Source organism: Bacillus sp. FSL R5-0576, from assembly GCF_038004765.1.
GTDB lineage: Bacteria > Bacillota > Bacilli > Bacillales > Bacillaceae > Bacillus > Bacillus subtilis.
The window spans coordinates 928,007-954,573 of the sequence record NZ_JBBORU010000001.1 but is presented as its reverse complement, the minus strand read 5'-3'; the positions used below and the strand labels follow the sequence as shown (position 1 = coordinate 954,573).

Sequence of the window (26,567 nt, the reverse complement as noted above, 5' to 3'; positions counted from 1 at the left end):
CCTTCCGCCCGCCTATGAATAATCTGTAAGCGGAAGGAGTGATCGATGATGGAAGTCGGGATTTTGTCTGTCCATGTTCTGTATGTGTTTTTTATCGGAGCAATTATCCTATTTATGCTGCTGAGAAAAGACACGACATTTATTTCTCTATTCGGCATTTTTATCATATCGCTATGGGCCAGCCATTCACTTTCAGCTTCTGTCAGCAGTTTATTCCACAGCTTTATCTATGCGGCCGGCGAACTGCTGCCCACGATTTTCATCATTTGCTTTATCGTTTCGATGAGTGATTTGTTAACAAAAACAGGGATAAATGAAGCGATGATTTCTCCCTTTGCAAGCCTTGTGAGAGGGCCTGTGACTGCCTATTGGCTGATTGGAGGCCTGATGTTCGCCATTTCTCTCTTCTTCTGGCCTTCTCCAGGTGTCGCTTTGATCGGCGCCGTCCTGCTCCCCGCAGCCGCACGTGCCGGTTTGACGCCTCTTGCCGCGGCTATGGCCATGAACTTATTCGGACACGGTTTTGCCCTGTCAGGAGACTTTGTCATTCAAGCGGCGCCAAAGCTGACTGCGGATGCAGCAGGCATTCCAGTCGGTGATGTCGTCTCGGCCAGCATTCCGCTTGTGCTGATTATGGGTGTGACAACAACAACCGCTGCCTTTATCATGATTCAGCGCGAACGCAAAAAACAGGAGCCTCCAGCTTCTTTTTCCCCCGTTCTTTCCGGTGAACAAGACAACTCGCTGTACTTGCCAAAACGCCTGCGGTCCATACTGGCTTTTTTGATTCCGCTTGCCTTTCTTGCAGATATTGCCTGCATGCTCTTGTTTAACCTACAAGGAAATGATGCCACCGCGTTAATTGGCGGGTCTGCAATCTGTATCCTCCTTACCGTTCATTTTTTCGTGTATAAGCATAAAGGGCTTGAAAAAATCACCGGCTATTTTATTGACGGATTTAAGTTCGGTTTTAAGGTTTTCGGCCCCGTCATCCCGATTGCCGCTTTCTTTTATCTTGGCGACTCAGGCTATGAGAGCATACTGGGCACTTCACTCCCTAAAGGTTCCCACGGCATTGTCAACGATCTCGGCATTGCTTTATCCCATATGATGCCTATGTCAAAGGAGCTTGCCACCGCTGCATTAACTGCCGCTGGAGCCATAACAGGCCTTGACGGCTCAGGATTTTCTGGCATTTCTCTCGCCGGCTCCATCGCAAAGCTCTTTTCGTCCGCTCTCCATGCCGATCCCGCCGTTCTGACCGCGCTCGGACAAATCTCTGCCATCTGGGTGGGCGGAGGCACACTGGTCCCATGGGCGTTGATTCCCGCCGCGGCCATTTGCAAAGTTGATCCTTTTGAGCTTGCCAGAAAAAACTTCATTCCCGTCGCGATTGGCCTTTTGGTGACAACCCTCGCAGCTGTGATGATGCTTTGAAACAGCATGAGTTGAAATATTCAGACTTTTTCTATACAATCATGGAAAAGCATAGAAAAGGGGGAAGCGGCTTTGTCCATATCCACACTGCAGAAAGAGATAAACAAACAGCTCGAGGGCTGTTTTGAAGAAATGGTTGAGATCAGGCGCCATTTTCATATGTATCCTGAGCTCTCATTTCAAGAAGAAAAAACCGCCGCATTTATTGCTTCCTATTATGAATCGTTAGGAGTCCCAATCCGCACAAACGTTGGCGGCAGAGGGGTTTTAGCATATATAGAAGGAAGCGAACCCAGCCCTACAGTCGCTTTGAGGGCCGACTTTGACGCTCTCCCCATTCAAGATGAAAAAGATGTCCCTTACGCCTCCAAAGTGCCTGGTGTCATGCATGCATGCGGCCACGACGGCCACACCGCAGCTCTTCTCGCAGTGGCCAAGGTCCTTCACCAAAACAGACATGAACTGAAGGGAACATTTGTGATGATCCACCAGCATGCAGAAGAATATTATCCGGGAGGCGCAAAGCCAATGATTGATGACGGCTGTCTCGAAAACGCGGATGTGATATTCGGCACTCATCTTTGGGCAACTGAGCCGCTCGGAACTATTCTTTGCCGCCCCGGCGCCGTAATGGCGGCGGCGGACCGATTTACGATTAAAGTCTTCGGAAAGGGCGGCCACGGCGCTCATCCGCATGATACTAAAGACGCCGTCCTAATCGGTTCTCAAATCGTTACCTCTTTGCAGCACATTGTCAGCCGCAAAGTCAATCCGATTCAATCCGCCGTCATTTCGACAGGCTCCTTCATCGCCGACAATCCGTTTAATGTCATCGCAGACCAAGCAGTACTCATCGGCACAGCGCGTTCTTTTGATGAAAATGTCCGGGACATTCTGGAGAAAGAAATTGAAGCAGTTGTAAAAGGAATATGCAGCATGCACGGCGCGTCCTATGAGTACACCTATGAACAGGGTTATCCGGCGGTTGTGAACCATCCTGCAGAAACGAGCCACTTGGTGAGCACCGCAAAGAATACCGAGGGCGTTCAGCAGGTCATTGACGGTGAACCGCAAATGGGCGGCGAGGATTTTGCTTATTACCTACAAAACGTGAAAGGCACTTTTTTCTTTACAGGTGCCGCTCCCGAACAGCCAGACCGAGTTTATTCCCACCACCATCCGAAATTTGATATCAACGAAAAAGCCATGCTGACAGCGGCCAAGGTCCTTGCCGGCGCTGCGATCACCTATCATCAGCTATAAAAAAACAGCCGGAGTGTTTATTCTCCGGCTGTTTCCTTTAATATCCTCAGATGAAAAACATGTCTTGCCGTTTCTCCAAGCTGAGCAAGCAGCTTATAATTGGCAATTCCGCCGACTGCCGCTCCTACGCCCGGCAAAAGCTGAAAAAGCTTCACGACGTCGATATAATCGCGATATTCCTGCTGGAACACTCTCCAGTCGATGCTCTTTTTCTCCGTCTCCCAATTTTCGATGACAGAAAAAAGCGATTTACGGCCATCATCACTCGAAAACGCAAGCTGAAACACGAGCAGCAAAAACATCCTTTCTTGTGCATCCTTGACATTAAAGCCGTAAATGGAAGACAAGGTAAATAAACACTTCATCTTAATTGAAAGCAGCAGCGGAAAATCAGCAATGCCTAAAAAAATGCCGCCCGCTCCGGTGCCGACTCCCTCAGCAGCTGCCACTTTCTGATAAGAAACAATCGTTTTTTTCGCCAATTCATTTTTTTCACTGAGCGACAGTGCACTTGTATCCTTTTTATAAGTGATGATATTGGAGCCGGCCATTGTCGCTTCTACCATTTTTCTCACACTCTCGGTGACGACCGTATGGATTTTTTCAGGAATCCGTTCATTCACCTTCGTCTGGACACGCTTCGAAAAGCGTTCAAACATGGAATCCTTTCGCAAAAAATGCATTTTCCATTCCAAAGCTTCCTGCATCAGCAGCTGATTATCTGTCATTTGATTACCTCTTTTCAGTTCACAGCTTTCCGTGCTTTTTCAGCCTGGTTGTCATATAAGCAGGCAAAACAACAAAAATCAGAACGGCAGAACCGATCAGCGCGTACAGAAAACCGGTCAAGCCGGCTGCATAGGCAGATGCAACAGACATCAGCATCGCTTGAATACTAAGTGCAGTTTTTAATAGAGAGAAATAGCTTTTCAGCTTTGTTTCTTTTTTCACAGGGTACAGCTCTTGAAGCGCCAGATGGTCAAAGTGGCCGAAGAGCGGCAGAAGCTGAATGCCCGTAATGAAAATGGCAAACACAGTCAAAACCGCGGCAATCAGCGGGCTGGCTGAGATATACATAATGATCAGCGCGAAAACGATCGTTAATCTGACAAGAATGCCCAAATAATCACTCGAACGCAAAAAGGCGCGGGTGAACATATAGGCAAATGTTTTGCGCTGTTCAAACGGCACGAGCCGCAGCAAAAAGTCGAGATAAGCTCTGCGTTTGGCTTGCTTTCGCAAATGCGGCACATCAGTAAACAGGTTGGCAATCCGATAGAAACGCTGCTTTCGTCTCAATTCGGACTCAATATGGCTCTCCCATTTAAATGTTTTTTGTTTTGCTGCGGAAGACATATACAGATAAAGAACAGCCATAATGACATAGACGAGAAGCGCATACATATAAACAGATTGGAAAACAAAATAAAGAACGAGTGTATTCGCCGCAAAGCGAATGATGACATCCATCCGTTTCATGCTGCGGTCGTTTTGGAAAGTCATGCGCCATTCCATTACCTGATTCCACGCTTTCAGCAGCAACAGTTGGACAAAGACCGCGGCATACGATACGAGCGAAGCCCCCGGTGTGACTTCGAAATAAAGCGGCATCGCAACGATACTCAGCGCAATAAGCGGAAACAGCTGAGACACATAGCTGTAGACAAACGCCTGCTTCAAGTAAGGCTCCATTTTTGCTTCAAGAGGCAATAAGAAAACAAGGTCAGCCTCCTTCAAAAGCGTTCGCACATAAGAGCTTGTCAACACGAGCGAAAACAGCACGGCCATCACCCAAAAGGACGGAAAGTGAGCGGGAATGTCCCGTATCCATTTGCTGTACCAGCTTGCAGCGCCCGCTAGAAAAAAAATCAAAACAATGACGAGGTGATCGTTGAGCATATATTTCATGTATGTTCTTGTTTCTTTGATATGCTCCTGCAGCCGCGACTGCCAAATATCAAGCATATTATTCATGGCCAGCGTCTTCCTTTGTAAGCTCAAGATACAAATCGTCCAGCGCCGCGTCCTTCATTCCAAACTGCTCTCTGAGCTCTGACAGCGTGCCGCGCGCCCGCACCTCGCCGTTATGTAAAATAATAAACGAATCGCAATAGCGTTCTGCCGTTGCCAAAATGTGTGTTGACATCAGCACGCTCGCCCCGCCTTTTTTCGCTTCATTCATCCGTTCAAGCAGCGCGTTAATGGCAAGCGGATCAAGCCCTAGAAAAGGCTCATCAATAATGTAGAGCGCAGGCTCTGCCAAAAATGCGCACATAATCATAACCTTCTGCTTCATTCCTTTAGAAAAATGGGCCGGGAACCACTTCAGCCTCTTTTCCATTCGGAATTCCTTTAAAAGCGGAGGCAGCCTTTTCTCCATCGTTTCTTTTGACAGTCCATATGCCATGGCTGTTAGTTCAAGATGCTCCATCAGCGTCAATTCTTCGTATAAAACAGGTGTTTCAGGTATATAGGTAAATTGTGAACGGTAGCCTTCCGGATCCTCAGCAAACGTTTTACCGTTTAATTCGATTGAACCTTTATGCGGGTCCATCAGCCCGATGATATGTCTGATTGTTGTACTTTTACCAGCACCATTCAGCCCGATTAAGCCGACAATTTGATTCGGTTCAAGGGTGAATGATACGCTTTTTAAAACCGGATTCCTTGTATATCCGCCGGTCAAGTCTTTTACCGATAGCAGAGACATAGTTTCTCCCCTTATAGTGTTTTTCTTCATAGTACCAAAAACAAGGCCTGATTTGAAACAATTCCCTTTTAACAAATGATGAATTTGCTGTCATAAAGAGACAGGTTCTGGACATCATAATAGTTGTAGAGGAAAAGCATATCAACTGAAAAATGAGGTGTTTGTCAAAGACGTCTTAGAAACAGTTGGATAGAAAATAAACATGTCCAATGCTCAAACCATTTCTCTTCACTGAATTGATGAATTCTTCATGTATGAAGCATTGTCAAATGAGGTGTTTATCGCAGGAATCGTTAGGCATTAAACAAGTCTTCATTTTATTGACAAATGAGGTGCTTACCAAAGGCATAACACATTTTCTTCATATAAGCTCTTCCTCTGCATTCAGGGTGAACGCTCGCCGTTCATCCTGTTTTCTATTTTCTGCATTTCTGTGGTACGATGAATGTATACATACTAAACAATTTCATAAGGAGGAACCCTCATGCATTGTGCAGAGAATTGTATCTTTTGTAAAATTATTGCCGGCGACATTCCATCCGCGAAGGTGTATGAAGATGAACATGTACTTGCCTTTCTTGATATCAGCCAAGTGACAAAAGGCCATACGCTTGTCATTCCGAAAACACATATTGAGAATGTATATGAATTTACAGATGAATTAGCAAAACAATATTTCCATGCTGTTCCAAAAATCGCCCGCGCTATCCGGGATGAATTTGAACCGATCGGCTTAAATACGCTGAACAATAACGGCGAAAAAGCTGGACAATCTGTGTTCCACTACCATATGCATATTATCCCTCGCTACGGAAAAGGAGATGGATTCGGAGCGGTTTGGAAAACGCATGCTGATGATTATAAACCGGAGGATCTGCAGAACATCTCTTCCTCTATCGCAAAACGCCTGGCCTCATCATAAGATGAGGTTATTTTATTTTGTGAACATTTCGCAAACATCCGTCAATTTCTTTTGATAATTCTAATTTTTTATCAAAAAACTGAATTTTTGTGATAGGATAATTGTATTATTTTATACATTAACGTGGAAAACAGGGAGAGATCATAATGGAACGTACAACGAATTTTAACGCAGGTCCTGCAGCGCTTCCACTGGAAGTTCTGCAAAAAGCACAGAAAGAATTTATTGATTTTAACGAATCCGGCATGTCTGTTATGGAGCTTTCCCACCGCAGCAAAGAGTATGAAGCGGTGCACCAAAAAGCGAAAAGCCTCTTAATCGAACTGATGGGCATTCCGGAAGATTACGATATCTTGTTTCTTCAAGGCGGGGCAAGCCTTCAATTCTCAATGCTTCCGATGAACTTTTTAACACCTGAAAAAACCGCACATTTTGTCATGACAGGCGCTTGGTCTGAAAAAGCACTGGCAGAAACGAAATTGTTCGGGAACACGTCTATCACCGCTACAAGTGAAACAGACAATTACAGCTATATTCCTGAGGTTGACCTTACGGATGTAAAAGACGGCGCATATTTACATATCACATCCAACAATACAATTTTCGGCACTCAGTGGCAGGAGTTTCCGAATTCTCCTATTCCGCTCGTAGCCGACATGTCCAGCGATATTTTAAGCAGAAAAATCGATGTGTCCAAATTTGATGTGATCTACGGAGGCGCCCAAAAGAACCTCGGCCCTTCCGGCGTGACTGTAGTCATTATGAAAAAAAACTGGCTGAAAAATGAAAATGCGAACGTCCCAAAAATCCTGAAATATTCCACACATGTCAAAGCGGATTCACTCTACAACACTCCGCCGACATTTGCGATTTATATGCTGAGCCTCGTTCTGGAATGGCTCAAGGAAAACGGCGGTGTGGAAGCTGTTGAACAGCGCAATGAACAAAAAGCGCAGGTTCTCTACAGCTGTATTGATGAAAGCAACGGCTTCTATAAAGGACATGCCAGAAAGGACAGCCGCTCACGCATGAATGTCACCTTCACGCTTCGGGATGACGAATTAACGAAAACATTCGTCCAGAAAGCAAAAGATGCGAAGATGATCGGCCTTGGCGGACACCGTTCGGTTGGAGGCTGCCGCGCTTCTATTTATAACGCGGTCTCTCTCGAAGACTGTGAAAAATTAGCTGCGTTCATGAAGAAATTCCAGCAGGAAAATGAGTAAAAAGTCTGGCTATGCAAACCGTCCGTTTGGTATACTGTTTGCATAATACATTCTGTAAAGCCTTCGCAATAAATGATGAGCATATTATTGGAGGGCAAAAAGCTTAGCAGAGGAGAGCATAGTTATGAAAACAAAAGAGTTAGTCATTATGGCTCTGTTTGCCGCAATCGGCGCAGCGCTTCATTCCATTATTCCGCCCTTTTTAGGCGGCATGAAACCAGATATGATGCTGATCATGATGTTCATGGGCATTCTGCTGTTCCCGCGGGTGCAAAATGTACTCGTCATCGGGATTGTGACCGGAATCATTTCCGCGCTTACAACCGCGTTTCCAGCCGGACAGATCCCTAACATCATTGATAAACCCGTATCAGCGTTTCTGTTCTTCTCCCTGTTTCTCTTGTTCAGAAAGAGCCGAAAAACAGGTGCAGCCGCTGTGCTGACAGTGATCGGGACCATCTTATCAGGAATTGTGTTTCTATCGTCAGCTTTATTGATCGTCGGTTTGCCTGGCGGTTTCGCTGCATTGTTCGCGGCTGTTGTTCTGCCGGCCGCTGTGCTGAATACAATCTCAATGATCATTATTTATCCGATTGTGCAAACCATTTTAAGGCGTTCAAGCTTTATGGAAGCTGCTAAATAATTGTCACACAAAACCTCTTCCGCTTCCGGGAGAGGTTTTTTTGAACAGAGCGCCCGCAGCATGTCAGCATGTTTTAAGCGAGGAGTTTTGTGAAAAAGATAAGACATAGTGTAAAGGCGGTTCCGGTTGAACAAACAAGCGCTTTCTGCCGGATAACCCTCTTGGGCGGATAAGAAGCAGCCTGGCTGAGAAGTCTGATATAGTAAACAGCGCCTGAAGCGAAGGCAAGTGTGATGCAGGATAATACAATCAAAAAGACAGACAACCTTCTCCCTCCTTTTCACTTAAAAAATATGCTAAAATAAAGCAAGCTATGTATAGAAGTTCAGGATTTCAACAAAAATGAAAAATGCTGAATGAATCCTATTTTGAAGAAAAAGACGGGGTGATTGTAATGGCGAGCGGACGTTCTCTATTAACAGGACTATTCGTAGGCGGCATCATCGGAGGAGCAGCGGTTCTTCTTACTGCACCTTCCTCAGGAAAGCAGCTGCGTGAAAAAATGAAAACCAATTATGATTCTTTTGAAGAAACAATCAAACGCTTAAAGTCAGACGGGCTTGCATTAAAAGACCAGCTGATCAAAGCGGCAAAAGAAAGCACGGATGTTATTAAAGACGTGGGCGGCGAGCTCCAAACGTCAATTAAAAAATGGCAGGAAGAGATCAAGCCTCACCAGCAGGATCTGCAAAAAGAAATTGCCGATATCGAAGAGAAAATCAGACAGCTGGAGAAAACCTTACAAAACTAATATCCTATTCAAAAGAAAAAAATGCGGGCCAAAATTGGACCCGTATTTTTTTTGGCCGAAAAACCCTTTCGTCGCAATGGTTTGTGAATTTATTAAAAAATTCTTACATTTTCATCTTTATTAATCTTTATTTTATTGGCATAATAGAGAAAAAGAAAAAGAGAAGCAGGTGACGTAATGAATCGAGTGGAACCGCCCTATGATGTGAAAGAAGCTCTAGTCTTCACCCAGAAAATGGCTCAGCTTAGCAAGGCTCTTTGGAAATCAATCGAGAAGGATTGGCAGCAATGGCTCAAACCGTATGACCTGAATATTAATGAGCATCATATTTTATGGATTGCGTATCAATTGAATGGAGCTTCCATTTCTGAAATCGCGAAGTTCGGGGTCATGCACGTATCAACCGCATTCAACTTTTCAAAAAAGCTGGAAGAACGGGGATATTTAAGGTTCTCCAAACGGCTGAATGATAAACGGAACACATATGTCCAATTGACTGAGGAAGGTACCGAGGTATTCTGGAGCTTGCTTGAGGAATTTGATCCGACACGCAACGCTGTTTTTAAAGGGTCACAGCCTTTGTATCATTTATTCGGAAAATTTCCTGAAGTGGCAGAAATGATGTGTATGATACGCCATATCTACGGCGATGATTTTATGGAAATTTTCGAAACGTCACTCACCAATATTGACAATGACTTTGAAAGCGTAAACGGAAAACTGAAGAAAAAAGCAAAGGACAGTGCGGCGGATGAACCGGCTGAAGAGCTTGAACCTGTAAACAGTTAATCAAAATGCTTCATGATGTCGATAAAGACTTCCATCAGCTCTTGATAAAGCCCCTGCTCATACAGGGCAAAAATCGTTTCATGAACATCTAATTTTTCATTCAGCTGTCCGGCAAAAAGCGCAAGGAGCTTATCAAAGGTTACAAATCCTTGCGCTTTTTGTGTTGCCAGCTCTTCCGACAATTCATCGCATATCCTCATAACCGCTTCCCCTTCTTCCTTGCTCAGCCCTTTATCAATGAGAAGCGCATAGAAGGGGTACCTGTCCATATCTACTGTTTTCACTAATAATTGTATGTAATATTCTAATCGCTCAATGCGATGATCCATCGAATCCATCCACACCACTTCTTTCTATCTTTAATCTTATTTTAGCTGATAATTCACTGAGAAGAAAGTTCTAACCCCATATTTCGCAGTTTGTTTGCTTGTTTCAAAAAAATACCTGCCGGATGATATTTTTTCTTAAAAAAGCATTGATTTTTTCTCTTGGGAGGAGTAAATTATTTTGAGATTCTATTCAAGATGTATGGAAGGATGACTTTGATGAATTGCTGGAAGACCATAAATCTCATGAAGGATTATGGCGCCGTTCGCATAATATTAACTGCTGTATGTTTTATGATTTTGGTTTTTATATCTACCTTTTTAGCTTTTGAGCTGCTGCGGCCTGGCACAAGCTTAAGCGATGAATATGTATCTTTATTCGGCGGTTTGCTCGTCGTTATTTTATTTGTACATAAAGTCATCCATGTCCTGCCAATCATCTGCAAAAAAAGAAAAATAGAAAAAAAGTTTTACATATTGCGCATGCGCACATGGAAACGTATACCAAAAACAACAATGCTCATTTCACTAGTAAGCCCGTTCTTGCTAATTACACCGGTATTGTTTTACGCAGCACTGGCATTTCCGAATCATGCTCATTATTTCTGCATGATCTCGGGCATTCACGCCGGCTACTGTCTGCCTGATTTCCTGCTGGCTCTCAAGCTGGTAAAAGCACCGAAAACCGCTTTTATTGATCAGGAAGCAGACGGCTTGGATATTCTTGTTGAAAAGTAGTCAAACCCTGGTGCTGATGGCGATTTTTCAATTTGCATTCTATCTTTTTTAATAAATATTTGGTAATGTAATATGGGACAGTTCAGAGAGAGGGGGAATCTCCCATCATTTTATTCTATTTTATCGTGGCTGCCGTGTTTATTTTATATTTCATAAACAGGCTCACCAATACATTATGCCTTGTCAGAGAGATTCCTGAAGAGCGGCAAGATAAGGTATTCCGATTTATTAATGTATCTATATTAATTTTACTGATCTCTTCGTTTGTGGAGATCTCCTTTACAGTGTAAATACGAAAGAAAGCATAGCTGCTGATTAAGCAGCTATGCTTTTTATGTTGATTAGTACAGCCAAGAAGCGCCGATGATAATCAATAAAATAAATAACACAACCAATAAAGCGAATCCGCCTGCAAATACTTCACCCATCTTAAAAAGCACCTCCTGTAATAAGCTTTATTTACCAATTACATGTTATGCAATTCATGTTTGAAACGATTAGGCGCTAGTGAAAATAAAGGATCGCTTATGTTGCAAGCGATCCTCGGGCTGCTTAGTAGATGTAAGCTGCACCTACGATGATAAGCAAAATGAACAGTACTACGAGCAACGCGAATCCGTTAGAGTATCCTCCGCTCATGTTACATACCTCCTTTTCTTGATCAATATATAAGTATGTCATCAGCAAAAGTTTGACTAGACGAATGCCCTTTATTTAAAATCTTTTTACAGAAAGCCACAATATGTTATGATACGCATAGGTAATTTAATTTGGAATGATTAGGAGTGTTTGAAAACAATGAAGAAAATCGCAATAGCAGCTATCACTGCTACAAGCATCCTCGCTCTCAGTGCTTGCAGCAGCGGCGACAAAGAAGTCATCGCAAAAACAGACGCAGGCGATGTCACAAAAGGCGAGCTTTACACAAACATGAAGAAAACAGCTGGCGCAAGCGTACTGACACAGCTAGTGCAAGAAAAAGTATTGGACAAGAAGTATAAAGTTTCGGATAAAGAAATTGACAACAAGCTGAAAGAATACAAAACGCAGCTTGGCGATCAATATACTGCCCTCGAAAAGCAATATGGCAAGGATTACCTAAAAGAACAAGTAAAATATGAATTGCTGACACAAAAAGCGGCTAAAGATAACATCAAAGTAACAGACGCCGATATCAAAGAGTACTGGGAAGGCTTAAAAGGCAAAATCCGTGCAAGCCACATCCTTGTCGCTGATAAAAAGACAGCTGAAGAAGTAGAGAAAAAGCTGAAAAAAGGCGAGAAGTTTGAAGACCTTGCGAAAGAATACTCAACAGACAGCTCTGCTTCACAAGGCGGAGATCTAGGCTGGTTTGCAAAAGAAGGCCAAATGGACGAAACATTCAGCAAAGCTGCATTCAAATTAAAAACAGGTGAAGTCAGTGACCCTGTCAAAACGCAATACGGCTACCATATCATTAAAAAGACAGAAGAACGCGGCAAATACGATGATATGAAAAAAGAACTGAAATCTGAAGTGCTTGAACAAAAACTAAATGACAGCAATGCCGTTCAGGAAGCTGTTCAAAAAGTCATGAAGAAGGCTGACATCGAAGTAAAAGATAAAGATCTGAAAGACACATTTAATACATCTTCAACAAGCAACAGCACTTCTTCATCTTCAAGCAGTTCCAAATAATAAAAAAGCTGTGCAGGCTCATTGAGCCGCACAGCTTTTTTTATGCGATGGAATGGTTTTGATTTTCTTCTTCATGCTGCTGAGAACTGCGGCGTTCTCGCTCCTTTTCCATCCTCTCCATATAAATCTGCCCTTCTTTTTCAATAAAAGCCTGGTCTACTTTTTCTTCCTCTTTGGCTGCCGCCACAAGTTTATATGCGCTGAAAATAATGCCTACAATACAAAGATACACCCACCATGGAAAAAATAACACGGGCTCCTCCCCCTTTGCATAGATTCTTTATTCTTAACCATATGCGGGAATGAGACGAGTTATGTGCGGGAAAGACGCATCAAAAAGGACTGAGCTGAATATGTCAGCATCAGTCCTTTTTAAGTTATTTATGAAATGTCGGTTTATAAAAGGAACGGTTTTCCAGTGCAAATACACGTTCAGTATACTCGCCAGGCTTCACGCGCTCAAGCGCTCTGTCCATCATATTCATTTTTGCATCCAGATTGTCTATATAGTGAAGAATTTCCGCTTCTTTCACCATCGGCGGTTTCGGGCTGCCCCATTCTGCTTTGCCGTGGTGACTCAAAATCAAATGCTGAAGAATTAACACCTCTTCAGAATCGATTTGAAGCTCCTCAGCCGCTTTTGAAAGCTCTGTCACCATGATTGAAATATGGCCGAGCAAATTGCCTTCAACCGTGTACGAAGTGGAAACAGGGCCGGACAGCTCCTTCACTTTTCCAAGATCATGCAGGATGACACCGGCATAAAGCAGATCACGATCAAGAGACGGATATAAATCTGCTATTGCTTTCGCCAGGTTCAGCATAGAGACAACATGATACGCCAAACCTGAGACAAACTCATGGTGGTTTTTCGTAGCCGCCGGATAATCCATAAACTCAGCTTCGTGTTTTTTAACCAAAAACCTTGTGATTCGCTGGATATTCGGATTTTTCATTTCAAATATATATTGAGTGATGGTGTCCATCATTTCATTTTTCGGAATCGGCGCGGTTTCTAAAAAATCATCAATATTGACGTTTTCTTGCTCGCTTACCGGTCTGATATTTCTCAGCTTCAGCTGGGTGCGTCCGCGATAATGGTGAACATCGCCGACGACCTTGACAATCGTCTGCGGCGCATAGGTCACTTCATCACTTTGCTTGGCATCCCACAGCTTCGCTTCAATATCGCCTGACTGGTCTTGCAGCATCAGCGTCAAAAACGGTTTTCCATTGCTTGCAATCCCTTTCGTCGAGGATTTAATCAATAGATACTGGTCCACCTGTTCGCCAACCTCATGTAGCATAATCCCTTTAGCCATTCTATTAAAGCTCCCTCCGTATCTTACATAATACCAGTATATCACATACCGATTTTCAGCTATAGAACCTCTTTTATGACACCAAATGGATGATTTGGCTGCTATGAAATGCATCTTTTACGTGCTCATGGCATGTAAAATACAAAATCTGCCTACCGCCTTCAGATAAATCATACAGAACATGTAATACACGTTTCAGCCTTTCCTGATCAAAATGAACAAAACTGTCGTCAAGCTGGAACGGAAGCTTTGACCCATCCTGGCGCGTAACGGCCAAAGCAAATCGGATCGCTGTATACAGCTGTTCACAGGTCCCTTGTGACAGCTCTTCCGCATGATAGACAGTTCCATCGCGATGCATAACCATGATCGAATCATCCGTTTCGGAAAAATAAATGGTTTGGTAGTTTCCGTCAGTCAGAGGGCGGAAGAATTCTCCTGCCGTCTCTAGAAGGCGCGGAAGCTCGATTTTTTTATGCCGCTCCAATTTGTTTCTGATCACCTGTTTGATCATTTGTATCGAGGCCCATTTTTTAGCCGTTTCTTTTACACGTTCTTTTTGCATTTCGGTTTGAAGCTTGAGGTCTGACACCAATCCCGAGGCCTCTAATTGTTCCTGTTTGACTGAGAGCAGTGCGATTTGGCTGCGGAGCCGCTCGATCTCCTCAGTCAGCCGCTCTTTTCTTTCATTTTCAACAAATTGCTTATCTTTCAATTCAGAAAGCGTATTGGAATCTGCCAGTTCAAGTTCCTCCGGGTGTCCGCCTTGAAGCTGTGCGTTTACGTGATGAAGCTTGTTCTCCGTATCCTTCAATTGCCTGCTGATGTCGGCTATGGCAAAAAACGCATCTCTGTCTTTTGCAGCAGCCGCGGCAAATAACTGTTCGATCTGTGCGTGGAAATACTGTATTTCTTGCTCAAGTTCAAGCATCTGTTCCTTTGTATAATGAATATCTGTTTCAATTTCCTTTTTTTGCTTCTCAATTTCTTTTTCACGTTCAATGTTTTTCCGCAATGTGTGAAGGGCGTCCGAAATGGAGATATCCTGACTCTGATTCACGGGACGAAGCATACTGACGCGTTCTTCGAATGTTCTCCGGTGCTTTTTCAGCCTGCCTGCTTCAATGGTCAGCTCATGCTTTTTCTTCACTTCTTTTTTAACATCCTTCATTAAGCTGTATGCATCAAGCAAAAATGATGGATCTTCCTTAAATCCGAGCTCATTCATAAAACGCTCAACCTGTGTAAAGGACGGCGCCATTTCGGCTTCCCACTGTTCAAACTGCTGGATGACCCTTTCATACGCCGCCTCTTTTTGCTGGAGCGCTGCACGCTGTGTGAGAAGGTGCTGCTTATTGCGGTCATCCTCCCATAACGCTTCTCTAAGCATTTCAGCTTCTGCTGGTGAAATATCCGTCATGGGCTGTCTTGTCTCTCGGCTGTTTCGAGAAGACGGTTTTCCTGATACAAGCCAATACACAATAAGTGCAGCGCCGAAACTTATGGCGGGAATCCATTGCTGCAGCAGAGAAAAGAGAACGATGAACAACATACCAGCTACAATGACAGTCTTTTTCTGTTTAGCCTGCTGTCTTTCAAAAAACGTTAGCTGTTCTCTGAGCTTCGCTTGCTCTTGGTGCTGCCCCTGTGTTTCATCATATGCTCTAAGAGCTGCTTCTTTATCTTTTCTTTGGCTGTTTTCAAGAATCGCGGACGAAGCGGCATGAACGGCCTTTTCCACGTCTTCCAGCTCTTGCCGGGCAAGTTCAAACGTCTCGTCAAGCTGCCGTTTTCTGTCTCTTGCCTGTACATATTGCTGCACCGCTTGCTGAAGCTGCCATTCATAATCATATGAGGTGTTCATATTCAGGAGCTCATTTTCATCCGTTTTATTGAGCTGTTCCAGCCCTGCCGCTGTCTGCGCAGACGTCTGGCGCAGCTGTGCCTGAATGGCGGCCAGCTGTTCTCCCCAGGATTGGTACATATGAAACCCTGCCGAAAGCTCTTGTATCAGCGTTTCTTTCGCCAATAGTTCTTTATTGGGGATAAGCTTTTGCCTCTGTTTGTCCAACTCCGCCATCTTCACCCGAAGCGCCTCAAGCTGTGCTGATTTCGGGTGCAGATGGGATTCATATTTTTCCAGCTGATGCAGTCCGTCAGCAGGAAATTGTCCTGCATGTTCCGGAAATTCTGCAATCACCTGTTCGAGTGTCGCTTTTTCATTTAGCAATGGTTTTCGCTCAATCGCTCCCTCAATCATTCGGATATGTCCCGCCGTCTCTTTCAATTCGGTTTCCGCGGCTGCAAGGCGGGCTTCAAGCGTTCGTTTTTCCCCGAGAAGCTGATGATAGCCCGCTTCCTCTGCTTCAGCCTGTTTTAGCTTCACTGCCAGCTGCTTAAGCGTTTCCAGCTCCTGATTCAATTGAGGGTTTCGCCCATTTGGTTTATAGAGCCTTTCGCTTTCCTTCGTCAGCCTTGAATCAAGCTTTGATACGGCTTCAGCACCAAACAAGCTGGAAAAGAGCAAAAATTCCCCTATCTTATCCCGATTAAAGGCGTGAATTTCCTGCAGCCCGAATACGTCAAACGAATATATGGCTTTGTACAACGACCTGTCTGTGCCCTGGAACAGCTGCTTTAAAACATCTCCCTGCTTTACTTCGCCCTTTTCTGTGTACACGCTTAGTTTTTCGGCAGTCCCTTTCGTCCGTTCGATCTTCAGCACCCCATATTCAGGATGTTCAGCTTCAAGAACACCGCCGTAGACACCGCCTGTTTTCGGTTCATATTTTTTTGTTTTTGGAAAACCGAACAGCATACTTTCAATAAATGACATCATCGTCGTTTTTCCTGCCTCATTTAATCCGTAAATTACTTGGACAGGAGAGGCGGAAAAGTGAAAGGTCCGATTGGAAAATTTTCCATATTGGTAGATATGTAAAGATATAATTCGCAAAGCTGTCACCGCCTCATGTATCAAGCACCTTAAGCTGCCTTTTCAATAAAATCTGTGCCTGCTCTTTTATTTCCTTTACTTCCTCTTGGCTAAACCGGTCCGCGTGCCTTCTATACACTGGATGCCGCTCAAGCCCTTCCAGCACGTCTGACAGATCGCTGCGATCAATGTCTTCAAATAAACCGCCAAAAAAAGGATCAAGGTTTGTTAGGTTTGCTTCGTTTTCTGTCTCATCGTCCAATCTAAGAGGCCAAACGAAACGTTCCTCCTCCGCTTCTTGCTCCTGAAGAGCTTCAAGAAACTCATCTAAGGTGCCTTTTGGCGCCTCCAGCAGCCATTCCGGCGCCGTCCCTTGTAAAACAAGCCTTACACAAACAGGGCTCCCCTTTTTCCGCAGCCTCGAAAACGTGTTCTCCACCATTTGGAAGAGGGCGGTCATATTCTTTGCCTCCGTCACATCAACCGCCGCTTTTTCCCACAGGACATCGTGCGCTCTCTGAAATTCATAAGATATATCTCCGTTTGTCACATGAACGAGATAATAGCCTTTATCTCCCGTCTCCTTCATATGGCGTGCTTGCGTGTTTCCCGGGTAAATGACTGCCGGATGCTCGGCAGATAGAACCTGGCGTTTATGTATATGGCCAAGCGCCCAATAATCCATCCCGCTTTTCACGAGGTCGTCATGTGTAAACGGGCAATACGGATCGTGTCCTTCAGATCCTGACAGCGTGCCGTGGAGCATGCCGATATGAAACGGTGCATCAGTTGATCTCCGATAGCGGGCGGCTTGGTTTTCCATCACTGCTCTGGCCTGATAGCTGAAGCCGTAAATGCTTGCTATGCGCCTGCCTTCTTTAAAAAATGATTTTTCTTCTGGAACAGCGGACGAAAAAATATGGACATTCTCAGGCCATTCAATCGGCGTCCACTCCCCGCCAAGATGATCGTGATTCCCAAAGATGACGTATACCGAAATTCCGCACTCTCTGAGTCTTTCAAACTGTTTTTTCAAAAAGAGCTGAGCCTTTAAGCTTCGATTGGCTTCATCAAACAGATCTCCCGCAAGCAAAATGAAATCAACGTGCTCTCTCACTGCGGCGTCTATCATATGTCTCACGCTTGCAAACGTGCTTTCTTTAATCCGGGCAAAAATCGGCTCCGGCAGATGCGATATCCCGTAAAACGGGCTGTCAAGATGAAGATCTGCCGCATGAATAAAGGTTAGATCAGTCAACATTCTGCTCCTTTCCAGGATGAAGTACCCTTATTTTAGCACCGAATTCTTGCGAATGCACGTTCTGTCAATAAAGAAACAGCCTGAGAATCCCCAGGCTGTTTTCCAATCAGTTTTTCGCTAAACGAAGCGCTTGTTTGATCGCTTTGAACGCGCTTGAATTGCCGTAAATTAATACACCGCCTTTATAAATTCTGGCGCCGATAACGGCCAGTATGACAATGGTGAGCAGTGTGATTCCGATTCCGACAGCCGCCTGCCAGAACGGAATATCAAGCATGCCGACGCGCAGGAACATAATCATTGGCGTAAAGAACGGAATAAACGAAGTTACCGTAATAAATCCTGCGTCAGGCGCATTCAAACCGAACATCGCGATCATAAAACCGGCGACAACCAAAAGCGTCATCGGCGTGATCGTTTGCTGCACGTCCTCTATTCTGCTGACGACACTGCCGAGAAACGCGGCAAGTGTCGCGTACAAAAAGTATCCGAGCAAAAAGAAAATGACAGCATAGATGACAGTGGTTGCAGATACGTCGGTCAAATTAAGGAACCCGCCGACAGATGAAGCCGTTTCGCTCTTTTGGTTCAGCTTAAGCGACAGAGAGCCGGCTCCTATAATAATAGCAAGCTGTGTGATCCCGACAAGCCCGATACCAAGCAGCTTTGCAAACATTTGCTGGATCGGCGGCATACTTGAGATCAGGATTTCCATAACTCGCGAAGATTTTTCGGTTGCGACCTCCATCGCTATCATGCTGGCATACATAATCACCGAGAAATAAATAACGAACAGCATAATGTAAACAAGCCCTACCGTCTGGCCAAGCTCTTCCTCAGACTTTGCCCCTTCTTTCAGCGCCTTCTGCCCCACAGTAACGGGCGCATAAAGGCTGCTAATCGTTTCCTGCGACACGCCGAGCTCCGCTGTTCCGACAGCTGTTTTGGTTTGCGTCAGCGCCTGCTGCAGCGTTTGATACGTGCTTTCATCAGAAATCGTTAACGCTTTATATGTTCCTGAAATGGTCCCTTTTTCATCTCGTTTGATGATGAGCATGCCATCGAGTGATTCATCTTTGACTTGCTTTGTGACCTCATCCTCCGATTGCTTCGACAGCTTCACATCAAAATCGCCGTCTGTATCCACCGCTTTCAGCTGCTTAGAAAAAACCGGATATAATTCGTTTGTTTCATCAACAACGGCGATTTTTTCTTTCGCATCGTCACCTTGAAACAAAGAAATGATCGACTCCAGATTTGTTACAACTAAAACAAGCAGCACCGTGATGACAGTCGAAATAATAAAGGATTTTGCCATAATCTTATTTTTGTATGTATGAGAAAGCATGATCCAAAATTTATTCATAGACGGCCCCCACCTTTTCTATAAAAATATCATGCAGTGACGGCTCTTCAAGCTCAAACTTTCTGATAAACCCTTTTCCTTGGAGCATAGCAAAAATCTCTTGAGAAATGTCTTCATTGGCAATCTGCAGCTTGACACCGTCTGCCGTTTCCTTCCATTGAAGAATGCCTTCATGGGACTGCAAAAAGCGCAGATCGTCATCGGAGTGAATGGTAACATTCTTTTTACCGAAAGAACGCTTGATCTCCTTCAGCTTGCCTTGTACAACCGGTTTTCCTTTCTGCAATATGCAAAGGTTCTCACAAAGCTCCTCCACATGTTCCATCCGATGGCTTGAAAATAAAATAGAAACACCGCTGTTTTTCAGCGAGATCACAGCCTCTTTTAACAGCTCAACATTGACAGGGTCCAAGCCGCTGAATGGTTCATCAAGAATCAGGAGCTCCGGCTTATGCAAAACTGCCGAAATGAATTGGATTTTCTGCTGATTCCCCTTCGAAAGCTCTTCCACCTTCTTATTCTCGTAATCAGTAATATTGAAGCGTTCAAGCCATGTCCCGAGCTCTTTTACAGCCTCTCGCTTCTCCATCCCTTTTAATCTGGCAAGATAGACGAGCTGATCCCTTACCTTCATTTTCGGATAAAGGCCCCGCTCTTCCGGCAAATAACCGATTTTGTTGCTGATATGATAATTCACAGGACGGCCCTTCCAGCTGATTGAGCCCTCCGTAATGCTTAATAATCCTAGGATCATGCGAAACGTCGTTGTTTTTCCCGCTCCGTTTGCGCCTAATAAACCGAACATTTGCTGTTCCGGAATATCTAAGTCCAATCCGTCAACGGCTTTATAATCTCCAAATGTCTTCGTTACGTGATCAATTGTAAGCACTGAATCTCCTCCTTCCCTGACCCATTATATACTAATTTTGGATAAAGCATAATAAAGGATTTTGATTTCCTTTTTAGAATATAAATGAAGAAAGACTGATAAACCTTAAAATGGAGGAGAAACCTGATGGCTGATTACTTCCTTACCGTATTTGATCCTTCGGGGAACACGCTGGTAAACGAGCGATTCGAGGCAGAACATGAAGAAGCAGCAAAAACGCATGGTGAAGCCCTCTTAAAAGAAAAAGAGCTTCATAGTCATACTCATCGTTTAGTCAATGCAGTCGGAAAGCTGATTTTGTTTCACAGATGATCAGCTTTCCGGCTGATCTGTTACGCTTGAAACTTCGGCTCCCGTTTTTCTAAAAAGGCACGGATTCCTTCTTGGTGATCCTTGGTCCTTCTCATTCTCTCTTGGGCGCTGCGCTCAAGGGATAGCACTTTTTTCAGTTCTTCAATCTGGAGGCTTTGAAAAATAGCTTTCGTTTCGATCATCGCCAAAAGAGGGGAGGCCAACAGGGTTTCGATAATGGGTCTTGCGCCTTCGGCAGGGTCTCCAGCAAATGTCCCATCAAGAAGCCCCATATCGGCAGCTTCCGAGGCAGATAGTTTTTTTCCGCTCCAAATCAGTTTTTTCGCTTTTGCTTCACCGATTCTTTTCTTCAGCAAATAATGTCCTCCGCCGTCCGGAACAAGCCCAATGCCGATAAAATTCATCGCGAGAACGGCGTTTTTTTCAGCGAGCACAATGTCCGCACAAAGCGCCAAACTCAGGCCCAGTCCCGCAGCAGCGCCATGAATGGCTGCAATTGTCACTTTCTTCATCTGATATAAATTCAGGGTGACAGCCTCAATCGTATCCATCAGCCGTTTAAATTGATCAGAGTCATGCTCTGATGTCATCATCCTGATATCACCGCCGGCCGAAAAGCCTTTCCCGCTTCCTCTCAGGAGAACGATGTGCGCCTCGCTTGCAGCCGCCATTTCGACTGCCTCCTTCAATTCAGACAGCATCTGTTCATTCAGGGCGTGATGGGCATCAGGCCGATTCAGGATAATCTCTGCAACGGCCCCATTACATGCATATTGAACAAACTCCATATAAAGCACCTCCATGTATGCGCTTGCTTTTTTCTTTCTCCTATACATTCCTCGCCATCCTCAAATAAACCTTTTTATTTTTCAAGGTCAATAGATACTGAAAAATGCATATTGTTTGAATGGAAACATAAAGTTTTATATAGTGAAAAAGAAGGGATATCTTGACGAGAAGGGAGGAAAGGAACATGGATAAATTGCTGATCAGTTTTCTGTTAAGTTTATTTATGGTGTACTTTCCCCCTTCGGACGTGGTTCTGCCTTCCCAGTTTGAAGCAAGCACTGACAGCTATGTGCCTATGTCCTCATATCCGCAGGAAACACAATCGGCAAAAACGCCGGCGCCGGGCAGCATGCACCCGGCTGAGCTGATCAAAGAGTACAGCCCGCTGGCGCAGTCTGTCAGGCAGCTCTCTGTCAAACCACTTGACGAACCGCTGATAAACAGGCTGGAAAAGGCTTGTGCCGTCCCTGTCAAATACCAGTCTAATTACCTCCGAATATAATTTGCTCAAGTTTTATTTGTAACTCACCCCATACTGCCAACACTACATTCGGAGGGATTTTCATTGAATATTAAAGAAAACGATCTGCCGGGCATCGGCAAAAAGTTTGAAATCGAAACAAGAAGCCACGAAAAAATGACGATTATCATTCATGATGACGGAAGAAGGGAAATTTACCGGTTTAATGACCGGGACCCGGATGAGCTTCTTTCAAATATTTCATTGGATGATTCTGAAGCAAGGCAAATTGCAGCTATTCTCGGGGGCATGGTCTATAAACCGCAAGCTCTGGAGTCCATCGAAATGGCCTTCAGCGATCTTATTATTGAATGGTTTAAGGTCGAAAAAGGCGCCAAATCGATCGGGCGCACACTCGGAGAGCTTGATGTCCGCCAGAATTACGATGTCACTGTAATTGCCATTATCAAACACAACCAGGAAAAGCTCCTAAATCCCGGAGCCGATTCGATTATTGAAGAAAATGACACCCTTGTCCTCTCAGGTGAGAGAAAGCATCTGAAGAAACTGATTCACGATTTTCTTTCTGGAGAGGGCGTGTGAGCCCCGATGGACCATCTTGTATTTGAAGTCGGAACTGCACTTGTGCTTGTGGCAATCGCCAGTGTGATCGCCAATAAAATTAAATTTTCGATTATTCCGTTTCTGATTGTGCTGGGAATGCTTGTTGGACCGCACGCGCCGAAAATAGGGATTATTGATCTAACATTTATTCAAAGCAGTGAAATCATTGAGTTTTTCGGGCGAATGGGCGTACTGTTCCTCCTCTTCTATCTCGGACTCGAATTCTCTGTCGGGAAGTTAATCAAATCAGGAAAATCAATCGCGGTCGGCGGAACGATTTATATTTTGATTAACTTCAGCCTCGGACTGCTTTACGGATTTATCACCGGATTTTCCTTTCTGGAAGTCCTCATCCTCGCAGGCGTCATCACAATCTCGTCAAGTGCGATTGTCGCAAAAGTGCTCGTTGATTTAAAAAGAACCGCCAATCCGGAAACCGAATTGATTCTCGGCATCATCATGTTTGAAGATATTTTCCTTGCCGTATATCTGTCCGTTGTTTCCGGCCTTGTGCTAGGTGATGCGACATCCGTAGGGAGTGCACTCTTGTCCATTTTGATCGCCTTCGGTTATATGCTGCTGTTTTTTATCGCAGCAAGAAAACTCCCGCCGCTGTTGAACAAACTGTTGGACATTCGCTCAAACGAAGTGTTTATTATCGTCATTTTCGCAGCGCTCTTTTTTATCGCCGGGTTTTCCGAGACGATTCATGTAGCAGAAGCAATCGGCGCGCTGCTGCTCGGTTTGGTCTTTTCAGAAACAGAGCATTCCGATAGGATTGAACACCTCGTCGTTCCGTTTCGCGACTTCTTCGGTGCGATGTTCTTTTTCAGCTTCGGCCTCAGCATCGATCCGTTTTCGCTCGGTGAAGCGGTTTGGCTTGCGTTGGGTGCAGTGATTTTGACCATTCTGGGAAATTTTATCGCCGGAATGGTGGCAGGACGACGCGCAGGGCTTTCTCATAAGGCTTCATCGAATATCGGGCTGACGATCGTATCGCGGGGAGAATTTTCGATTATCGTTGCGAATCTCGGGATAGCCGGCGGACTGTCAGCCACATTAAAGCCGTTTGCCGCATTATATGTCCTCATTCTGGCGATTTTGGGACCGCTTGTCACAAAGGAATCAAAACGAATTTACCGCTTGCTGAACAAGGTATTTAAATGGAAGCCTGATGTCCAGCCCGCAAAAAAACAGGGATAAAAAAAGCAGCACTGTGATCAGTGCTGCTTTGTCGTTTTCTCAAAAATCTGCTCTAAATATTTGATTTTTTCGTCCGTGTAGTGCTCGAAGCGCTCATTGTACGATTTCGGATCTTTCGGATTCGCAAAATGCGTAATTTTCCCTGTATCCCGATCAATAAATTTACTAGCAGCGCCGCAGCCGATGCCAATAATCGTCTGCACCTCTTCCATAATCATAATGTTGTAGATGCTTTCTTGTCCCGGCAAAGAGTATCCGACGTTTTCAAGGTTTCCAAGAATGTTTTTCTGGCGGTATAAATAATAAGGCACGTACCCATGCTCTTTCGTCCAGGCTACCGCGTCTTCCATCATTTGAGAAACCTCTTCCCTGCCGGCAACTTTGTACTTATGCTTGTTTCTCGTCATTTCTGACGCCCGTTTAAATGAAAGAGTATGAACGGTAAGGGATTCCGGCATCAGTTTTTCTGTTTCTGAAAGACTGTGCCTGAACTCCTTCACGCCTTCCCCAGGCAAACCAATAATCAAGTCCATGTTGATATTATTCATGCCGTGCTGGCGTGACAGATGATATTTCTCAATGGTCTCTTCAACCGTATGGTGCCGCCCGATCGCCTTTAGCGTTTCGTTTTCATAGGATTGCGGATTGATGCTGATCCGATCAATGTCATATTTGTTTAAAACGGCGAGTTTTTCTTCTGTAATCGTGTCAGGACGACCGGCCTCCACCGTAATCTCACGAATGTTTTTCACATCCGGGAAGGAGCGGACCATTTCTTCATACAGCAGATCCATCTCCTCCGCTGTAATGCTTGTCGGTGTCCCGCCGCCAAAGTAAATGGTTGTAACCTTAACATCATGCTCCTTCAGCCATTCACCGATTTTCTGCATTTCGTAATGCAGTCCCCATAGGAATGAGCCGACTCTGCCCGCCTGTCCTTGGATGGCATACGCAGGGAATGTGCAATACGCGCATTTTGTCGGGCAGAACGGAATGCCGATATAAATGCTGACTTCATCCTTTACTCGATACAAATCCGGCACTGCCGCCAGCTGACGATCAACAATTTCCTGCATTAGCATGATTTTTTCATCATGAATTAAATAGTCTTTTTTCAACTCAGCATGCGCTTGCTCCTTGGACATTCCGCTTTGCAGTTTTTTATGAAGCAGCTTTGTGGGCCGGATTCCTGTGAGGATTCCCCACTTCTGCGTAATGCCCGTATACGCCTGAAGAAGATTGAGATACACATAAGAAATTGTGTTTTTCACTTGCTTAAAAGCTTCTTTTTCATTCATGCCGGGAGAAAAGAATTTTGTATGCTGTTCCTTTATGCCAGTTCCCTTCACTTCTCCCGAAACCGTCACATGCTCATCCGTTTGTGACAACGCTAAAGAAATGACAAAATCTGCGGGCTCCTCTCCGCCATACGCAAGCTCGCACTCTTCAAAAAACAAATTTGCAATATTTTGCAGAGGCCGATGCAGACGGTCATCATGTATGCCTTCTATTTTAATTTGCAACTTCATCACCTAATTTATCAGATTCAAAACTTTCTTTAGTGTACAGAAATAAACTGCTAAAATCAATCCGGCAAAAAAGCCGCCGCACCTGTCAGGGTGCGAGCGGCTTTTTTACACACGTTTCATGTGGAACTTATCAAGAAATCCTTTTCGCTGCTGCATTCGGAAATATTCCTTCATCATATAAGCGACACCTTGCTCGTCATTGGACCTTGTAACCCAATCTGCCTTTCTCTTAATTTCCGGAACGGCATTCCCCATCGCTACCCCAAGACCGGCAAGTTCGATCATCGGCAGATCGTCATACTGATGCCCAATGGCCACGACATCATCCATACTCAGGCCCAGCTCTGAAGCGACGAGGGCCAAACCCGCTTCCTTCGAAACACCTTTCGGGACGATATTCAGCTTCTCATCGTTTACGCGAATCACGTCCACCGCAGGGAAGGCTTTTGTAATTGTTTCTGTAATGTCATGCTGAATGTCGTGCTCCGTATACACCTCGATGACGGGTGCACTCACCGGCTCATCCATGAGGAGATCGCTTAATGATTCAACGAACTGGACTGGATAAAAGATCGGGTCAGACGGATGAATGAGTGCTTTCCCCAATAAATTTGAATTCACCTTTTTCTTGTTTCCGATGGAATACTTTTCGTGAAGAAGCCGAATATTACATTGATAGCTCTCCAGCACTTGAACAATGTTAAAGGTATGATCATCAGAAATTCTTTTTTCAAAAAACGGGGCGTCAATTTTCTCAGCGATATATGCCCCGCTATGGGTGATCAGCTTGGCATCAAGCTTTAGCGATTTCGCTATTTTCTGTGCTGAGCGAAAATGACGGTTGGTCACAAGTGTGACGTAAATCCCTTTTTTCTTTACATATTCAATCGCGTCTTTCGTTGCCTGATGAATCTTCCCGTTCGACCGAAGCAGCGCTCCATCTATATTTAAGGCAAGCAATTGTTTTGACACAGAGATGTCCCCCTCCTTGATGACTGTACTTGTGTATAGGATATGACCCTGTCTCTGTGTTTAGAACAACCTTTTCTTAAAGCAAAAAAAGCCTGGCTCAGCAGACTTTATGTATGGCTTGTTGATAGGATACGATCGAAGCAGCCATTCTCCCTAATATCGTTATTTCGATTTACGAAAAATCATGTATCAGGAACCCCTTGTTTGACCAATGATGCGCTCCGAACACTTACTCTCTGTTGCTTATCCCCTCTATATAACGGCATGATATGCGACCGTATCCATTTGAAATAGGTAAGTGTAGGCGCTTTCAATGTTATTATCTCAGTTTTCCTTTCCGATGACAAGGGTTTTTTTAACTAAAAAAAGTAACCGACTTTTGTATATCCGTGGTAGGATCAGTTGTTAATTTTTAGGATCATA

General features: G+C 44.5%; 30 protein-coding genes. 14 read left to right on the top strand and 16 right to left on the bottom strand.

Annotated features, from left to right (window positions below):
• Positions 1–45 precede the first annotated feature (45 nt).
• Complete coding sequence (locus tag NX903_RS04900; protein WP_086343650.1) at positions 46–1,437, top strand: hypothetical protein; 1,392 nt, start codon at positions 46–48, stop codon at positions 1,435–1,437.
• Positions 1,438–1,509: 72 nt separating this feature from the next.
• The gene (sndC, locus tag NX903_RS04895) at positions 1,510–2,700 is read left to right on the top strand and encodes an N-acetyl amino acid acetylase SndC (protein ID WP_086343649.1); all 1,191 of its coding nucleotides are present in this window, start codon (positions 1,510–1,512) and stop codon (positions 2,698–2,700) included.
• 17 nt (positions 2,701–2,717) lie between these two features.
• Here sndC and NX903_RS04890 read toward each other — a convergent pair whose 3' ends face one another.
• The 3 genes from NX903_RS04890 to ecsA are packed head-to-tail and all read right to left on the bottom strand — an operon-like array spanning position 2,718 to position 5,410.
• Positions 2,718–3,428 (bottom strand): EcsC family protein, encoded by a 711-nt coding sequence (locus NX903_RS04890; RefSeq protein WP_024571661.1) that lies wholly within the window; start codon positions 3,426–3,428, stop codon positions 2,718–2,720.
• Between the two features lie 19 nt (positions 3,429–3,447).
• Complete coding sequence (gene ecsB, locus NX903_RS04885) at positions 3,448–4,674, bottom strand: ABC transporter permease EcsB (protein WP_086343648.1); 1,227 nt, start codon at positions 4,672–4,674, stop codon at positions 3,448–3,450.
• Positions 4,667–5,410 carry an ABC transporter ATP-binding protein EcsA gene (ecsA, locus tag NX903_RS04880; protein ID WP_017695370.1) on the bottom strand — a complete coding sequence of 248 codons (744 nt, stop codon included), beginning with the start codon at positions 5,408–5,410 and terminating at the stop codon, positions 4,667–4,669. Before ecsA ends, ecsB begins: the two co-directional genes overlap by 8 nt.
• 484 nt (positions 5,411–5,894) lie before the next feature.
• On the opposite strand from ecsA, the gene NX903_RS04875 reads away from it, so the two are divergent.
• The 3 genes from NX903_RS04875 to trpP all read left to right on the top strand — a co-directional run bounded on the left by NX903_RS04875 (position 5,895) and on the right by trpP (position 8,201).
• Positions 5,895–6,332, top strand: a complete 438-nt coding sequence (locus NX903_RS04875) for an HIT family protein (RefSeq protein WP_003233231.1) — start codon at positions 5,895–5,897, stop codon at positions 6,330–6,332.
• A 146-nt stretch (positions 6,333–6,478) separates the two neighbouring features.
• Positions 6,479–7,558 carry a 3-phosphoserine/phosphohydroxythreonine transaminase gene (gene serC / locus NX903_RS04870; RefSeq protein WP_024571663.1) on the top strand — a complete coding sequence of 360 codons (1,080 nt, stop codon included), beginning with the start codon at positions 6,479–6,481 and terminating at the stop codon, positions 7,556–7,558.
• Positions 7,559–7,682: 124 nt separating this feature from the next.
• Positions 7,683–8,201 (top strand): tryptophan transporter TrpP, encoded by a 519-nt coding sequence (gene trpP / locus NX903_RS04865; protein WP_003233236.1) that lies wholly within the window; start codon positions 7,683–7,685, stop codon positions 8,199–8,201.
• Positions 8,202–8,274: 73 nt separating this feature from the next.
• On the opposite strand, the gene NX903_RS04860 is transcribed toward trpP, so the two are convergent.
• Positions 8,275–8,466: a hypothetical protein gene (locus NX903_RS04860; RefSeq protein WP_024571664.1), complete on the bottom strand. Its 192-nt coding sequence runs from the start codon at positions 8,464–8,466 to the stop codon at positions 8,275–8,277.
• A gap of 129 nt (positions 8,467–8,595) precedes the next feature.
• Between NX903_RS04860 and NX903_RS04855 the strand changes: the two genes are divergently transcribed.
• The gene (locus tag NX903_RS04855) at positions 8,596–8,952 is read left to right on the top strand and encodes a YtxH domain-containing protein (RefSeq protein ID WP_003245875.1); all 357 of its coding nucleotides are present in this window, start codon (positions 8,596–8,598) and stop codon (positions 8,950–8,952) included.
• A gap of 177 nt (positions 8,953–9,129) precedes the next feature.
• The gene (locus NX903_RS04850; protein WP_003239501.1) at positions 9,130–9,741 is read left to right on the top strand and encodes an HTH-type transcriptional regulator Hpr; all 612 of its coding nucleotides are present in this window, start codon (positions 9,130–9,132) and stop codon (positions 9,739–9,741) included.
• Here the strand turns inward: NX903_RS04850 and NX903_RS04845 are convergent.
• On the bottom strand, positions 9,738–10,079 hold the full coding sequence (locus NX903_RS04845) for a YhaI family protein (RefSeq protein WP_009966921.1): 342 nt from the start codon (positions 10,077–10,079) through the stop codon (positions 9,738–9,740). The genes NX903_RS04850 and NX903_RS04845 overlap by 4 nt on opposite strands.
• Before the next feature lie 207 nt (positions 10,080–10,286).
• On the opposite strand from NX903_RS04845, the gene NX903_RS04840 reads away from it, so the two are divergent.
• Positions 10,287–10,805 (top strand): DUF3267 domain-containing protein, encoded by a 519-nt coding sequence (locus NX903_RS04840; protein WP_024571666.1) that lies wholly within the window; start codon positions 10,287–10,289, stop codon positions 10,803–10,805.
• Between the two features lie 107 nt (positions 10,806–10,912).
• Positions 10,913–11,095, top strand: coding sequence for a hypothetical protein (locus tag NX903_RS04835; protein ID WP_024571667.1), 183 nt, complete (start codon positions 10,913–10,915; stop codon positions 11,093–11,095).
• Between the two features lie 51 nt (positions 11,096–11,146).
• On the opposite strand, the gene yhzE2 is transcribed toward NX903_RS04835, so the two are convergent.
• Positions 11,147–11,233, bottom strand: coding sequence for a sporulation protein YhzE2 (gene yhzE2, locus NX903_RS04830; RefSeq protein ID WP_003155248.1), 87 nt, complete (start codon positions 11,231–11,233; stop codon positions 11,147–11,149).
• A gap of 124 nt (positions 11,234–11,357) precedes the next feature.
• Complete coding sequence (yhzE1, locus tag NX903_RS04825) at positions 11,358–11,444, bottom strand: sporulation protein YhzE1 (RefSeq protein WP_003327753.1); 87 nt, start codon at positions 11,442–11,444, stop codon at positions 11,358–11,360.
• Positions 11,445–11,603: 159 nt separating this feature from the next.
• Here yhzE1 and prsA point away from each other — a divergent pair, with 159 nt between their 5' ends.
• Positions 11,604–12,482 carry a peptidylprolyl isomerase PrsA gene (gene prsA, locus NX903_RS04820; protein ID WP_024571668.1) on the top strand — a complete coding sequence of 293 codons (879 nt, stop codon included), beginning with the start codon at positions 11,604–11,606 and terminating at the stop codon, positions 12,480–12,482.
• 40 nt (positions 12,483–12,522) lie between these two features.
• Here prsA and yhaL read toward each other — a convergent pair whose 3' ends face one another.
• From yhaL to NX903_RS04790, 6 genes are all read right to left on the bottom strand, one after another.
• Positions 12,523–12,735 carry a sporulation protein YhaL gene (gene yhaL, locus NX903_RS04815; protein ID WP_003233252.1) on the bottom strand — a complete coding sequence of 71 codons (213 nt, stop codon included), beginning with the start codon at positions 12,733–12,735 and terminating at the stop codon, positions 12,523–12,525.
• 124 nt (positions 12,736–12,859) lie between these two features.
• Positions 12,860–13,804 (bottom strand): 3'-5' exoribonuclease YhaM, encoded by a 945-nt coding sequence (gene yhaM, locus NX903_RS04810; RefSeq protein WP_003245698.1) that lies wholly within the window; start codon positions 13,802–13,804, stop codon positions 12,860–12,862.
• A gap of 73 nt (positions 13,805–13,877) precedes the next feature.
• Positions 13,878–16,769, bottom strand: coding sequence for a DNA repair/recombination ATPase SbcE (sbcE, locus tag NX903_RS04805; RefSeq protein WP_086344580.1), 2,892 nt, complete (start codon positions 16,767–16,769; stop codon positions 13,878–13,880).
• Positions 16,770–16,773: 4 nt separating this feature from the next.
• Positions 16,774–18,000 carry a metallophosphoesterase family protein gene (locus NX903_RS04800; RefSeq protein ID WP_086343647.1) on the bottom strand — a complete coding sequence of 409 codons (1,227 nt, stop codon included), beginning with the start codon at positions 17,998–18,000 and terminating at the stop codon, positions 16,774–16,776.
• A 106-nt stretch (positions 18,001–18,106) separates the two neighbouring features.
• Positions 18,107–19,366, bottom strand: coding sequence for an ABC transporter permease (locus tag NX903_RS04795; RefSeq protein WP_086343646.1), 1,260 nt, complete (start codon positions 19,364–19,366; stop codon positions 18,107–18,109).
• Positions 19,359–20,255: an ABC transporter ATP-binding protein gene (locus tag NX903_RS04790; RefSeq protein ID WP_003233262.1), complete on the bottom strand. Its 897-nt coding sequence runs from the start codon at positions 20,253–20,255 to the stop codon at positions 19,359–19,361. Before NX903_RS04790 ends, NX903_RS04795 begins: the two co-directional genes overlap by 8 nt.
• Before the next feature lie 126 nt (positions 20,256–20,381).
• On the opposite strand from NX903_RS04790, the gene NX903_RS04785 reads away from it, so the two are divergent.
• Positions 20,382–20,567: a YhzD family protein gene (locus NX903_RS04785; protein ID WP_041345192.1), complete on the top strand. Its 186-nt coding sequence runs from the start codon at positions 20,382–20,384 to the stop codon at positions 20,565–20,567.
• Between the two features lie 20 nt (positions 20,568–20,587).
• Here the strand turns inward: NX903_RS04785 and NX903_RS04780 are convergent, their stop codons facing one another.
• Positions 20,588–21,355: an enoyl-CoA hydratase gene (locus tag NX903_RS04780; RefSeq protein WP_041345194.1), complete on the bottom strand. Its 768-nt coding sequence runs from the start codon at positions 21,353–21,355 to the stop codon at positions 20,588–20,590.
• A gap of 185 nt (positions 21,356–21,540) precedes the next feature.
• Here NX903_RS04780 and khtS point away from each other — a divergent pair, with 185 nt between their 5' ends.
• From khtS to khtU, 3 genes are all read left to right on the top strand, one after another.
• On the top strand, positions 21,541–21,858 hold the full coding sequence (gene khtS, locus NX903_RS04775) for a K(+)/H(+) antiporter modulator KhtS (RefSeq protein WP_086343645.1): 318 nt from the start codon (positions 21,541–21,543) through the stop codon (positions 21,856–21,858).
• A gap of 63 nt (positions 21,859–21,921) precedes the next feature.
• The gene (gene khtT / locus NX903_RS04770; RefSeq protein WP_003233269.1) at positions 21,922–22,419 is read left to right on the top strand and encodes a K(+)/H(+) antiporter subunit KhtT; all 498 of its coding nucleotides are present in this window, start codon (positions 21,922–21,924) and stop codon (positions 22,417–22,419) included.
• A 6-nt stretch (positions 22,420–22,425) separates the two neighbouring features.
• Entirely contained in the window at positions 22,426–23,643 is a 1,218-nt protein-coding gene (khtU, locus tag NX903_RS04765; RefSeq protein ID WP_014476307.1) for a K(+)/H(+) antiporter subunit KhtU, read from the top strand.
• A gap of 17 nt (positions 23,644–23,660) precedes the next feature.
• Here khtU and NX903_RS04760 read toward each other — a convergent pair whose 3' ends face one another.
• Complete coding sequence (locus tag NX903_RS04760) at positions 23,661–25,166, bottom strand: coproporphyrinogen III oxidase (protein ID WP_042977725.1); 1,506 nt, start codon at positions 25,164–25,166, stop codon at positions 23,661–23,663.
• Between the two features lie 111 nt (positions 25,167–25,277).
• Positions 25,278–26,144: a Cof-type HAD-IIB family hydrolase gene (locus NX903_RS04755; RefSeq protein WP_003233277.1), complete on the bottom strand. Its 867-nt coding sequence runs from the start codon at positions 26,142–26,144 to the stop codon at positions 25,278–25,280.
• Positions 26,145–26,567 lie beyond the last annotated feature (423 nt).